12 protein-coding genes are annotated in these 11,803 nt (G+C 65.7%); 5 read left to right on the top strand and 7 right to left on the bottom strand.

The features are described 5' to 3' along the window. Positions 1 to 124 precede the first annotated feature (124 nt). Both ACFXKN_RS08980 and ACFXKN_RS08975 read right to left on the bottom strand, forming a co-directional pair. Positions 125 to 2,155, bottom strand: coding sequence for an FAD-dependent oxidoreductase (locus ACFXKN_RS08980; RefSeq protein WP_378963499.1), 2,031 nt, complete (start codon positions 2,153 to 2,155; stop codon positions 125 to 127). Next, positions 2,152 to 2,706, bottom strand: a complete 555-nt coding sequence (locus tag ACFXKN_RS08975; protein ID WP_378963501.1) for a PadR family transcriptional regulator — start codon at positions 2,704 to 2,706, stop codon at positions 2,152 to 2,154. Before ACFXKN_RS08975 ends, ACFXKN_RS08980 begins: the two co-directional genes overlap by 4 nt. A 168-nt stretch (positions 2,707 to 2,874) precedes the next feature. Between ACFXKN_RS08975 and ACFXKN_RS08970 the strand changes: the two genes are divergently transcribed. Next, positions 2,875 to 4,212, top strand: a complete 1,338-nt coding sequence (locus ACFXKN_RS08970; protein WP_378963502.1) for an MFS transporter — start codon at positions 2,875 to 2,877, stop codon at positions 4,210 to 4,212. A 51-nt stretch (positions 4,213 to 4,263) separates the two neighbouring features. Here ACFXKN_RS08970 and ACFXKN_RS08965 read toward each other — a convergent pair whose 3' ends face one another. Further along, on the bottom strand, positions 4,264 to 4,911 hold the full coding sequence (locus ACFXKN_RS08965) for a TetR family transcriptional regulator (protein WP_378963558.1): 648 nt from the start codon (positions 4,909 to 4,911) through the stop codon (positions 4,264 to 4,266). Between the two features lie 153 nt (positions 4,912 to 5,064). Between ACFXKN_RS08965 and ACFXKN_RS08960 the strand changes: the two genes are divergently transcribed. The 3 genes from ACFXKN_RS08960 to ACFXKN_RS08950 are packed head-to-tail and all read left to right on the top strand — an operon-like array spanning position 5,065 to position 7,656. Next, entirely contained in the window at positions 5,065 to 6,156 is a 1,092-nt protein-coding gene (locus tag ACFXKN_RS08960) for a ferredoxin reductase (protein ID WP_379432818.1), read from the top strand. A gap of 34 nt (positions 6,157 to 6,190) precedes the next feature. Next, entirely contained in the window at positions 6,191 to 7,339 is a 1,149-nt protein-coding gene (locus ACFXKN_RS08955; protein WP_379432817.1) for a fatty acid desaturase family protein, read from the top strand. Further along, the gene (locus ACFXKN_RS08950; protein WP_379432816.1) at positions 7,339 to 7,656 is read left to right on the top strand and encodes a hypothetical protein; all 318 of its coding nucleotides are present in this window, start codon (positions 7,339 to 7,341) and stop codon (positions 7,654 to 7,656) included. The genes ACFXKN_RS08955 and ACFXKN_RS08950 overlap by 1 nt, the downstream gene beginning before the upstream one ends. Before the next feature lie 4 nt (positions 7,657 to 7,660). Here ACFXKN_RS08950 and ACFXKN_RS08945 read toward each other — a convergent pair whose 3' ends face one another. Further along, a complete protein-coding gene (locus ACFXKN_RS08945; protein ID WP_379432815.1) occupies positions 7,661 to 8,191 on the bottom strand; it encodes a DUF4254 domain-containing protein in 531 nt (176 codons plus the stop codon). A gap of 335 nt (positions 8,192 to 8,526) precedes the next feature. On the opposite strand from ACFXKN_RS08945, the gene ACFXKN_RS08940 reads away from it, so the two are divergent. Beyond that, positions 8,527 to 8,847 (top strand): hypothetical protein, encoded by a 321-nt coding sequence (locus ACFXKN_RS08940; protein WP_378963508.1) that lies wholly within the window; start codon positions 8,527 to 8,529, stop codon positions 8,845 to 8,847. Between the two features lie 2 nt (positions 8,848 to 8,849). Here the strand turns inward: ACFXKN_RS08940 and ACFXKN_RS08935 are convergent, their stop codons facing one another. From ACFXKN_RS08935 to ACFXKN_RS08925, 3 genes are all read right to left on the bottom strand, one after another. Then, positions 8,850 to 9,842 (bottom strand): ATP-binding cassette domain-containing protein, encoded by a 993-nt coding sequence (locus ACFXKN_RS08935; protein ID WP_378963509.1) that lies wholly within the window; start codon positions 9,840 to 9,842, stop codon positions 8,850 to 8,852. A gap of 3 nt (positions 9,843 to 9,845) precedes the next feature. Next, positions 9,846 to 10,604 carry an ABC transporter permease gene (locus tag ACFXKN_RS08930; protein WP_378963510.1) on the bottom strand — a complete coding sequence of 253 codons (759 nt, stop codon included), beginning with the start codon at positions 10,602 to 10,604 and terminating at the stop codon, positions 9,846 to 9,848. 67 nt (positions 10,605 to 10,671) lie between these two features. Beyond that, positions 10,672 to 11,535, bottom strand: coding sequence for an ABC transporter permease (locus tag ACFXKN_RS08925; RefSeq protein ID WP_379432814.1), 864 nt, complete (start codon positions 11,533 to 11,535; stop codon positions 10,672 to 10,674). Between the last annotated feature and the right edge of the window lie 268 nt (positions 11,536 to 11,803).

The following is an 11,803-nucleotide window of genomic DNA, read 5'->3' as shown; positions in this document are numbered from 1 at the left end:
ACGCCCTCGCCCGCCGGAGCCGACCCTCCTTCTCCGAGCTCCGTGCCCGCCCCCCTCCCCCCCCCCTTGCCGCCCCCCCCCCCCCCCCGGCCCTCAGGGGCCGCGCTCGAGCGCGCCAGCGCTCCTACAACACAGCGGCCAGGCGGGTGCCCTGGTCGATCGCGCGCTTGGCGTCGAGTTCGGCGGCCAGGTCGGCGCCGCCGATGAGGTGCAGGTCGACGCCCGCGGCGCGCAGGGGTTCTTCGAGCTCGCGCACGGATTCCTGTCCGGCACAGACGATCACATTGTCGACCTCGATCACCCGCGGGTTCTCGTGCTTCTCACCGAAGCTGATGTGCAGGCCCGCGTCGTCGATGCGGTCGTAGTTCACGCCGCCGACCTGCTCGACACCCTTGGCCTTGAGGGCCGCGCGGTGCACCCAACCGGAGGTCTTGCCGAGGTCCTTGCCGAACGGGGTCGACTTGCGTTGCAGCAGTACGACATCGCGGGCCGCGGGGGAGGGCTTGGGTTTGCGGAGCTGGCCGGGAACCTGCTCGTTCTCGGAATCGACGCCCCATTCCTCTTTCCACTCGTCGAGCTTGAGCGTGGGATGTCCTTCGACAGTGAGGTATTCGCTCACGTCGTAACCGATACCGCCCGCGCCGATCACCGCGACCTTCTTGCCGACCGGCTTCTCCTCCTTCACCAGTTCGGCGTACGAGAGCACCATCGGGTGGTCGATACCGGGGATGTTGGGGATGCGCGGGCGCACACCGGTCGCCAGGATCACCGAGTCGTACTTGCCCGCGATCAATTCCTCAGCGCTGACCCGCTTTTCGAGATGCAGGGTGACGCCGGTGAGGTCGATCTTGCGGCGGAAGTAGCGGATCGACTCGTCGAACTCCTCCTTGCCCGGAATGCGGCGGGCGATGTCGAACTGGCCGCCGATCTTGTCGTCGGACTCGAACAGGTCGACGTGATGGCCACGCTCGGCCAGACTCACCGCGGCCGACAGACCGGCCGGACCCGCACCGACGACGGCAACTCGCTTGGCACGGCGCGTCGGCAGCAGGTTGAGGGTGGTCTCGCTGCCTGCCCGAGGGTTGACCAGGCACGACACCTTCTTGTTGCCGAAGGCGTGGTCGAGGCAGGCTTGATTGCAGGCGATACAGGTGTTGATCTCGTCGGCACGGTCACCCTTGGCCTTGTTGGCCCATTCGGGGTCGGCCAGCAGCGGGCGGGCCATCGAGATCAGCGCCGCGTCGCCACGAGTCAGGATCTCCTCGGCGATCTCGGGCATATTGATGCGGTTCGACGCACAGACCGGGATGTTCACCTTGCGCGCGATCTTCGCGGTGAACTCCACGAACGCCCCGCGCGGCACCGAGGTGACGATGGTGGGCACCCGCGCCTCGTGCCAGCCGATATCGGTATTGAGGATATCGACACCGACAGCCTCCAATTCCTGTGCCAGGGCGACGATTTCGTCGAAGGTCTGCCCCTTCTCCACGAGTTCGGCCATCGACAACCGGAACACGATGATGAAATCGGGGCCCACTTCGGCACGGATGCGCCGGGCGATCTCGACGGGCAGTCGACGGCGGTTCTCCGGTGTGCCACCCCATTTGTCGGTGCGCTTGTTCACCCGCGGGGCGAGGAACTGGTTGAGGAAATAGCCCTCACCGCCCATGATCTCGCAGCCGTCGTACCCGGCGAACTTGGCCAGGCCCGCGCAGCGCGCGTAATCGTCGATGGTGCGCTCGACACCCTTCGACGACAATGCCCTCGGCTTGAACGGGTTGATCGCGGACTTGATCGCCGACGCCGAAACACTGGTCGGCATATAGGAATAACGTCCCGCGTGCAGGATCTGGATGGCGATCTTGCCGCCCTCGGCGTGCACCGCCTTGGTGATCGTGCGATGCCGGTAGGCCTCGGTCTTGTTGGTGAGCTTGCCGCCGAGCGGCAACAGCCAACCGGTGCGGTTGGGGGCGTAGCCGCCGGTGATGATCAGGCCGACGCCGCCACGGGCCCGTTCGGCGAAGTAGGCGGCCAGCTTGTTGGTGTCCCAGGCGCGGTCTTCCAGACCGGTGTGCATGGAGCCCATGACCACACGGTTGCGCAGCGTGGTGTGGCCGAGGTCGAGTGGCTCGAACAGATGGGGATAAGCGGTCATGGGCGGTCTTCACCTTTTCGCGGTCGCAGGGCCTGCAGTACTTCGTCGCACCATTCGAGGTAGCCGGACTCCGCGCGGATGCCCGCGCGAAGCACCAGATACTGGTGCAGAGCGGTGCCGGAGAGCTGGTCCGGCGCCGGGAAGAATTTCTTCTCGCTGAGGCGGTACTCGTCGAGGCGCTGGGCGTGCTGCGCGCGATGGCGCGCCACCTCGGCGCAGATGGCATCGATGTCGCCGTACGCGGCGGCGCGGATCTTCACGCCCAGTTCGTCGCGGGCGGGGGTGGCGTCGGTGGGTTCGGCGAGCCAGCGGGCGATCTCGGTCCGGCCGGCCGGCGCTACCGAGTACACCTTCTTGTCGGGCTTGCCCTGCTGGGTCACCGATTCGACGGTGACCCAGCCAGAGGACTCCATCCGCTTGAGCACCCGGTATATCTGCTGGTGGGTGGCACTCCAGAAGTAGCCGATCGACTTGTCGAATCGACGTGCGAGCTCGTACCCCGACCCGGCCCGCTCGGTGAGCGAGACCAGTAGCGCGTGCTCCAATGCCATGGCACGAGGATATCTGGAACGCTGGGTACTATGCAACCAGGTTCATATGAACTTCTGGCGCGGATGTAATAGACGGCGTGGGTGTTGGTTCGCCGCTCCTCTTCGGCGGAAACGCGGTGCGCGCGTTATCGGCGGCGTAAGGGTCTGATCGCCGATACTCTTCGGCCTATGACCGAGGTGAACGCGGCCGAAACGGTTGGCGAGGCGGCCGGGCGCGGGCAGGTGCTGGCATGGGGACTGTGGGACTGGGGGTCGTCGGCGTTCCAGGCTGTGACGCTGACCTTCGTGTTCTCGGTCTATCTCACCGACAAGGTGGGAGACGATCTGCCGGGCACGACACCGGCGAGTGCTTGGCTCGGCTGGGCGCTGGCGGGGGCAGGGCTGGTCGTCGCGCTGACGGCGCCGGTCTGCGGGCAGTACTTCGACGCGGTCGGCTCACGTAAACGGGCATTGGCGACCTTGACGGCGCTGACGGTCGGCGCGATGTCGCTGATGTTCTTCGTCCGCGACGACTACCACGATCTCTGGCTCGGCCTGGCGCTGCTCGCGTTCGCCTCGGCCACCTTCGAGCTCGCCGGCGTGCCCTACAACGCGATGATGCGGCAGGTGTCGACCCCGGCCACGGTCGGCCGGGTCTCCGGATTCGGTTGGGCGATGGGCTATTTCGGTGGCATCGTGCTGCTGCTGATCTGCTACGCGGGATTCCTCGCCGGTGACGGTGACACCCGCGGTTTGCTCGGGATGCCCACCGATCAGGGCCTCAATGTCCGGCTCGTCATCGTGCTCGCGGCGGTGTGGTTCACCGTGTTCGCGCTGCCGGTGCTGTTCGCGGTGCCGGAGATGCCGCGCACCGGTGCCGACCCCGGCGCGGCGAAGGTCGGCTTCCTCGGTTCCTACCGGGTGTTGTGGCGCGACGTGCGCGTGCTGTGGGGTCAGGATCGGCACACGGTCTATTTCCTGCTGGCCAGCGCGGTGTTCCGGGACGGACTGGCGGGCGTGTTCACCTTCGGTGGAGTGCTCGCGGTGACGGTGTACGGATTCGCCGACGCCGATGTGCTGCTGTTCGGGATCGCCGCGAATGTCGTCGCGGGGGCGGCCGCGGTGTTGGCCGGGCGGTTCGACGACCGGATCGGGCCCAAGCGGGTGATCGTGGCGTCGCTGGCGGGGATGCTCGCCTGCGGTGTCGCGCTGCTGTTGGTGTCGGGCTCGACGATGTTCTGGATCTTCGGGCTCGCGCTCACCGTGTTCGTCGGTCCCGCGCAGGCTTCGGCGCGTTCGTTCCTGGCGCGACTCGCACCGCCGGGACGGGAAGGTCAGCTGTTCGGCCTGTACACCACGACCGGCCGAGCGGTGTCGTTCCTGGCGCCTGCCCTGTTCGGTGTGTTCGTCTCTGTTTTCCACAGCGACCGCGCCGGAATCGCCGGACTGCTCGTCGTGCTGGCGGTCGGTCTGCTGGTACTTCTCCCGGTGCGCGCGCCGTCGCGTGCGGTGTCCGCCGGGATGTGAGGCGTCACTGATAGGGCGTCATCGAGTTGTGTGAACGCCCGTACTCTGAGTTCAGTCCGCGTTTTTGGGTAACCAGCCTGCGATACCCAAAGCGATCAGACGCATCTGCATGACGGTGCGCTCCACGATCGCCGATTCCTCACGGGGGGTGGACGCGACGAACGCGGCAATACCGTCGGTAACGGTGGTGACGAGCAGATCCGCGGCGATCTCCAGCTCGGTGGTGCTCCATGAATCCAGTGCACGCAGGCGCGAGAGATCGGCGACGATCTCGCGCACGATCAACTGCATCTCCATCGCGATCGCCTGACGCAGCGGGGCAGGCCCACCGTGACGCTCGCGAATGAGGAAACCGAACAGTGCGCGTTTGACGCGTACCTGCTCGAAGACGAAGCGGACCGTATCGGCCAGATGGGCGTCCGGCTTGCGCCTGACCTCGCGCAATGCCAACCGCAGTGCGGTGACGCCCTCGTCGACGATCGTCGCGCCGAGGTCGTCGAGCGAGGCGAAGTGGCGGTAGAAAGCGGTCGGCACGATGCCCGCCGAACGGGCGATCTCGCGCAGGCTCAATGCCGCGAATCCGCGCTCCGAAGCCAAGGTCAGGGTGCCGTCGAGGAGAGCCGCGCGGGTATGCGCTTTGCGCTCGTTGCGGGTTCCTGCCTGCTCAGTCACATCGGTGAGCATACATCCGTTCACCATAGCGGCCTTCGTCATTATGTTGTCCGCCTCACATCATTGCCGGTTGACAGTGGCCCGGGGTCGTCAGGCACACTGGTGAGTGTACAGACGTGCACTGAAATTCGAAGCGCGTCGAAGGACTTCTCCGTACCGCGCAAAAAGGGGCAACACGACATGGTGGGACTGATCGATCTGGTGCAGACGTTGACCACGCCGCACCCGCTGGACCGGTACCTGGAGCTCGTCCGCCCTGGGCTCACCGCTCGGGAGTTGCGCGCCGAGGTCACCCATGTCTCGCACGCGGTGCCCGGCTCGGTGACGCTCACCCTGCGCGCCTCGCGGCAGTGGCGCGGCCACGCCGCCGGTCAGTACGTGCAGATCGGTGTCTCGATCAACGGCGTGCGCCACACCCGCTGCTACTCGCCGATCGACCCGGAGAGCCGCGGCGAGCGCTACCTGCAGCTCACCGTCAAAGCCCACCCCGGCGGGCTGGTGTCGAACTACCTGCACGCCAACGCGAAGCCCGGCATGATCGTCGACCTGGCGCCCGCCTCCGGTGTGTTCCACCTACCCGAGCGGCGACCCGACAAGGTGCTGCTGGTCAGCGGCGGCAGTGGCATCACGCCGGTACTGTCGATGCTGCGGACCCTCGACGCCGAGGGTTACCGCGGGCAGGTCACGTTCCTGCATTACGCCCGACAGCCCGAGATGGTGCCGCATCGGGCCGAACTGTCCTCGATCGCGCAGCGCCGCGCCAACTTCCGCATCGAATACCGCTACCCGGTCGAGCCGGGCACGGTGATCGACGGTGAAACCTCCACCGGCAGTGGATTCTTCGACTACGACGAGCTCGAGCGGGTCGCGCCCTGGTTCGCCGACGCGCAGACCTTCGTCTGCGGGCCGCCGCCGCTGATGCGGGCCGTGCAGACGATCTTCGCCGCCGAGGGCCTCGAAGATCGGGTGCTCAGTGAGGAATTCACGCTCACCACGATCCCGACCGATCCGTCCGAGGCCACCGGCACCATCACCTTCTCCGACAGCGACGTCGCCGCCGACAACACCGGAGCCTCGCTGCTCGAACAGGCCGAAGCCGCGGGCCTGACGCCGCTGCACGGCTGCCGGATGGGGATCTGCTTCACCTGCACCGCGACCAAGCTCTCCGGCTGCACTCGCGACCTCCGTACCGGTGAGCTCAACGCCGATCCCGACAAGCAGATCCAGATCTGCATCAACGCTCCTGTCGGCGACGTCGACATCGCCCTCTAGATCACACCGACCAACCACAAGGGGAGATATAGCCATGACGATCCTCACCGAAGGCAAAGACGGCCCGGTCATCCTGAGTCCGGAGCAGGTCGAAGAACTCGGCGCCGCGCTCGACGCGATCCGTGCCCGCGTCGTCGATGACCTCGGCGAACGCGACCGTGACTACATCTACAACATCATCAAGACCCAGCGTGGCTTCGAGATCGCCGGCCGCGGTCTGATGTACCTGGGCTTCCTGCCGCCGTTCTGGCTGGCCGGTGTCGCCGCGCTCGGGGTGTCGAAGATCCTCGACAATATGGAGATCGGCCACAACGTCATGCACGGCCAGTACGACTGGATGCGTGAGCGCGGCATCAACTCCCGCGAATTCGACTGGGACACGGTCTGCCCGGCCGACCAGTGGAAGCACTCGCACAACTACATGCACCACACCTACACCAACATCGTCGACATGGACCGCGACATCGGTTACGGCATCCTGCGAATCGACCCCGCGCAGAAGTGGAACCCGTACTACCTGGGCAACCCGCTCTACGCGTTCCTGCTGATGACCTTCTTCGAGTGGGGTGTGATGCTCCACGACCTCGAGGCCGACAACATCATCAAGGGCAAGCGCAAGTGGTCCGACCTCAAGCCGCTGCTCAAGGGGCAGGGCAAGAAGGCGGGCAAGCAGGTCCTCAAGGACTACGTGATGTTCCCGGCGCTGACCGGTCCGCTGTTCCTGCACACCCTGGCCGGCAACGCGGCGGCCAACCTGGTGCGCAATGTGTGGACCTACTCGATCATCTTCTGCGGTCATTTCCCGTCGGGTGTACAGACGTTCTCCAAGGAAGAGACCGAAGTCGAGACCCGCGGTGAGTGGTACGTGCGGCAGATGCTCGGCTCGGCCAACATCAAGGGCTCGCGGCTGTTCCACATCATGTCGGGCAACCTGTCGCACCAGATCGAGCACCACCTGTTCCCCGATATCCCGGCAAACCGGTACCCGGAGATCGCGCCCGAGGTGAAGGCGCTGGCGGAGAAGTACGGCCTGCCCTACAACACCGGGCGTTTCTCCAAGCAGATCGGGTCGGTCTGGGCCAAGATCTTCCTGCTCTCGGTGCCGGATCGTTTCGTCAAGAGGGCGCCCGAGCCCGGTGTTATCGTTATGCGTAATCGGAAGGCAACCGAAGTGGGCGTGTAATGGTCGGCAAATTCGAAAGCAATAAGGATCTGGTCCAGGAACTGACGTCATCCGGTGCCCAGCGGGTGGGCAAGATCGCCACCCTGATCACCGGAACCGTCGCCGAGGTTGCCCGGGAGATCGGTGAGTTCGTCACCGACGCGATCGAGATGAAAGAAGCCGCGGCCGCTGCTCGTCGCGATGCGGCGCAGGACCGGGCCGAGGCCGAGTTCGCGAAGGAGCGAGTCGTCGAGACCGACCCGGTCGACCTCGACGCTCCGGCCGAGGGCGAGGTCGGCGCGGCGCCCTTGTTCGCCGAGCCGGGCGACAAGGCCTGAAGGTTCACCACACCGGCAGCCGCCTGCGGCGTTCGGTGACATCGGTGATCAGATCCCGGTAGCCGTCGGTCAATTCGGCAAGACGACACCACTGCAGATGGGTGCGAGCCTCCCGCTGCCGTGGTGTCGTCGTCGTTGGTGCCGGTCCGGCCATGGCCTGCTGGGCGGCAATCCATTTCGCGGCCATCCGGTCGATCACCGCGCCGAGGGTCTCGGTGTGCAGCGAGGCGCCGTCGCGGTGTTCGACATGGGTAGCGACCCAATCATCGATGCGGGCGATCAGTGCGACGCGGTCGTTGTCGATGTCGTCGACGAGGCGCCCGCACGCCGCGCCGGTGCTGCTCGACGCGGCGGGGTCGCGTGCCTGCTCGAGGACTCTGCGCCGACGATCGTGGCAGTTCGCGAGCCCGCTGGCCGCGTCGAGAACCCGGTGTCGCGTCGGGTCGGGGTGATCGGTTTCCAGAAAAGCCCGCAACAGTGCCGAGGGAGTCGGCAGTTGTGCGGCATCCAGACGATGGCCGTGATCGATCGACATGGTGGTTGCCCCCCTGATAACGCACTTGTGCATGGATACGCCAGAGCCGAGGAGGATGTATGGGGGTGCACTCCCCGGCACCGGCGTAGCCCCGCCCGGACGTCGACAAGAGTCCGCGACGCTGCGGGTGGAGAAGACGGCCCGGGGAAAATCGGGACCCTTTCAGGAAAGCGCGATCCGGCCGCGGCGCGCAATAGTATGGTGTACAAACTCGGCGGTCGGTGGAAATTGTTATCCACCATTACGGCCGGGTGTCCCCGCGAGCACTCCCCGGTAACCGCGGTGGCACATTTCCGGCAATCATTTCGGCGCCGAATGCACTAACCTAGATAATTGTGCCCGCCTACGTGTCCTCGCCAGAGCTGACCTTCGGGTTCCTGTTCGCCCTGGAATCCCCGGAGCGCATCGCCGATGTCGTGCGCGGCCTCATGGAACGTCATGTGGTGTCGGTGTTCCGGCTCGCGCGCCTATCCGACGACGACGGCCCACCGGAGCGCTACGTCGTGAACTGGACTGCCATCCCGCAGATTTCCATCACCACCGGAGCCCCGGACGACGAGGACCTGCGCGCACAGCGGATCATGCTGGTCAACGCCTTCCTCGGGGAGGGCGGCGAGGTGAGCATGTACGCGGGACACCCGGACGGATCGAGCTGAATTCAGCGAGTCGACTCGTAGATCCGCCGGACCACGTCCTCGATATCGGGTTCCTCGATCGACAGATCGCGCACCTGTGCCCGGTCCGACACCGCCGCCAGTAAAGCCGCCGCGGTGGTCTTCTCGGCGTCGAAGGCCAGGCGCTGGCGCATCCCGCCCGCCTCGCTGGACAGTAACTGTGCCCCGCACGGCAGATCGTCGAGATCCGGTGTGGGAGCGGCCAGGTCGACCACCAGGACCCGGCGCGCGCCGACGGTGGCGCCCAGCCCGGTCAGTGAACCGTCGTACACCAGCCGGCCGTAATCGACGACGAGCACCCGATCACAGAGCCGTTCGATATCGCCCATATCGTGGGTGGTGAGCAGCAGCGTGGTGCCGCGCTCGATGCGTTCGGCGCGCAGGAACTCACGTAATCGCTGTTTGGACAGCACATCGAGCCCGATCGTCGGCTCGTCCAGGATCACCAGCTCCGGCGAATGCAACAGTGCGGCCGCCACTTCCGCGCGCATGCGCTGACCGAGCGAGAGCTGGCGCACCGGGGTGTCGAGGGTATCGGCCATTTCCAGCTGTTCCACCAGTTCGTGTGTCCGCTTGTCGGCGATGTCGGGATCGAGTCGGTGGATCGCCGCCAGGATCGAAAACGACTCGTGCAGTGGCAGATCCCACCACAGTTGCGAGCGCTGCCCGAACACGACGCCGATGCGCGAGGCGAGTTCCTTGCGCTGGCGCACCGGTTCGAGGCCACAGGTGCGCACGGTTCCGGTGGTCGGCACGAGGATGCCGGTGAGCATCTTGATGGTCGTCGACTTGCCTGCGCCGTTGGCACCGATATAGCCGACCGCGGAGCCGCGTTCGATCCGGAAACTCATCCGGTCGACGGCGGTGATGGTGTCGCGATGTCGGCGCCAGCGGCTGCCGTTCTTGCGGTAGACGGTGAACTGCCGGGTGAGGTCATCGATATCGATGATCGGTTCCCGGTTCTCGTGCTCGTCCATCTGCTATCCCCCTCCTCCCTGATAGTGCCTCGTACCGATCCGCCATGCCGCCGATGCGAGCAGCCACACCCACGCCGCGGCGAGTGGCGTGAGCCACGCCGACCACGCGGGCAGCAGAGCGGGCCCCGGCAGTCCGAGTAGCGCGATGGTCGGCACGTACGCCGTGAACGCGACGGGAATCGCGAACCCGAACAACAGTTTCAGCGGTGTCGGGAACACCGAGGCCGGCTGCATCGCGGCGAACGAACCGCCGTAGGTGAAGCTGTTGGTGAGCTCGGCACCGTCGATCAGGAAGAACTGTAGTCCGGCTGCGCATACGAAAAGGCCACAGAACAGCGCGATTCCACTGATCAGGGTGATCACGATCAAGGTAACCGGGGCGATGCCCCAGTCGATATCGTTGCGCCACAGCCCGATCCCGAGCACGATCACCGCCACTGCGGCCCGCGCGAGTCTGCGTAACGAGATATCACTGGTCACCAGCTGCAACAGCAACGGTTGTGGGCGAAGGTGATAGGCGTCGAGGGTGCCCATGCGGATCATCGACGGCAGCGAATCCAGATGCCCGACCGCGACCTGGGCCAGCGCGAACGAGGTGTTGGACAACCCGAACAGCAGCAGCGCCGCGTCGACATCGAGGCCACCGAGTGTGCCGACATTGTGGAAGATCACCCACACCTCGCCGAACTCGACCAGGCCGATCAGGAAGGCGCTGAACACCTCGGTGGCGAACGAAAGGCGGTACACCTGCTGTGCTTTCACACGCGAACGCAATACTGCGAGATAGGGAGTGAACCAGGTCCCGGCAACAACGCGCGCGGAATCCGGTTCAGCCACCCTGTACCTCCAGCCTGCGTTGTCCCGCTCGCAGCAACACCCTGCCGAGCAGTCCGATCACCAGCACCCAGAAGCCTTGTATCGCAACGATGATCAAGGCATCCCACCCGGCGGCCCGCCCTGACAGCGTATCGATCGGGGCCTGCAGGATGGAGGGAAACGGCGTAGACATGGCGACCAAACGCAGCCAGTCGGGGAACATGTGCACCGGGACGAAAAGCCCGGCCAGAAACGTTCCGACGATCTGGTACAGCACCCGGATGCCGCGGATCTCGACCACCCAGAACCCGATCAGTGCCACCGCGAACAGGCAGAGAAACGACAACGCCACCGCGAGCAGCACACTGATCAGACCGAGCAGATAGGCCACCGGCGTGCTCGGCATCGACAAGCCGAAGGTGGCAGCGCCGATGGCGATGCTCGGTACTCCGCGGGGCAGGATCGTGCAGGCGGCGCGACCCATGTCGGTGGCCAGGTAGCCGAGTTGCACGTCGATCGGGCGCAGGAAATCGATCGCCACGTCACCGGTCTTGATCCGGTCGACGAGGTCGATCTGCGGTCCCATGAACTGGGTGGCGCCGAGCAGTGCCTGCGACAACCACACATAGGCGCCGATGGTTCCCTCGTCGTACCCGCCGAAATCACCGGCGGAACGCACCGCCGCGACCATCACGGCCGCACGAACGAACCCGAACACACAGTTGGTGAACAGCCCGGCGAACATCGCCAGCTTGTATTGGGCCTGCCGCTTGAATCCCGCCCGCGCCAGCGTCCAATACACCCGGAAAGCCCCAGGCTTACGACGACGCCGCACCGCGAAAGCAAGCCCACCATCCCCCGCCACATTGCCCCGCACAATCAGTCAACTCTAGGCCGATCACCACGAATCAGGACGAGAACGGCTCGGATCGCTGGTGCTCGCCGCGCGCAGAGCTACCGGGACATGCTCAGTCCTTGGGGAAGCCCGTCGCGAACAAGATCGCGATGGCGACCGAGCTGACCACGGAGCTGGCAAGGATGATCCACATGAAGCGAAAGATTACCTGTCTGCGCGGCTCCGCCCGGCATCGCATCGGCGTGACCGCCGTCTCACGGCCTGACCTGCCGAAACAGGCTTGCGCATG

Origin of the sequence: Nocardia sp. NPDC059195 (genome assembly GCF_042754695.1) — a bacterium.
GTDB lineage: Bacteria > Actinomycetota > Actinomycetes > Mycobacteriales > Mycobacteriaceae > Nocardia.
Note: the sequence above shows the minus strand (reverse complement) of the source record. Positions and strands in the feature narration are given on the sequence as shown.

What these genes read in the sequence shown, in the direction of transcription:
- ACFXKN_RS08965 (WP_378963558.1), bottom strand. Translation starts at nt 4,911, where the DNA reads ATGGTGAACGGATGTATGCTCACCGATGTGACTGAGCAGGCAGGAACC.
- ACFXKN_RS08935 (WP_378963509.1), bottom strand. Translation starts at nt 9,842, where the DNA reads ATGGACGAGCACGAGAACCGGGAACCGATCATCGATATCGATGACCTC.
- ACFXKN_RS08980 (WP_378963499.1), bottom strand. Translation starts at nt 2,155, where the DNA reads ATGACCGCTTATCCCCATCTGTTCGAGCCACTCGACCTCGGCCACACC.
- ACFXKN_RS08970 (WP_378963502.1), top strand. Translation starts at nt 2,875, where the DNA reads ATGACCGAGGTGAACGCGGCCGAAACGGTTGGCGAGGCGGCCGGGCGC.
- ACFXKN_RS08975 (WP_378963501.1), bottom strand. Translation starts at nt 2,706, where the DNA reads ATGGCATTGGAGCACGCGCTACTGGTCTCGCTCACCGAGCGGGCCGGG.
- ACFXKN_RS08945 (WP_379432815.1), bottom strand. Translation starts at nt 8,191, where the DNA reads ATGTCGATCGATCACGGCCATCGTCTGGATGCCGCACAACTGCCGACT.
- ACFXKN_RS08950 (WP_379432816.1), top strand. Translation starts at nt 7,339, where the DNA reads ATGGTCGGCAAATTCGAAAGCAATAAGGATCTGGTCCAGGAACTGACG.
- ACFXKN_RS08960 (WP_379432818.1), top strand. Translation starts at nt 5,065, where the DNA reads ATGGTGGGACTGATCGATCTGGTGCAGACGTTGACCACGCCGCACCCG.
- ACFXKN_RS08955 (WP_379432817.1), top strand. Translation starts at nt 6,191, where the DNA reads ATGACGATCCTCACCGAAGGCAAAGACGGCCCGGTCATCCTGAGTCCG.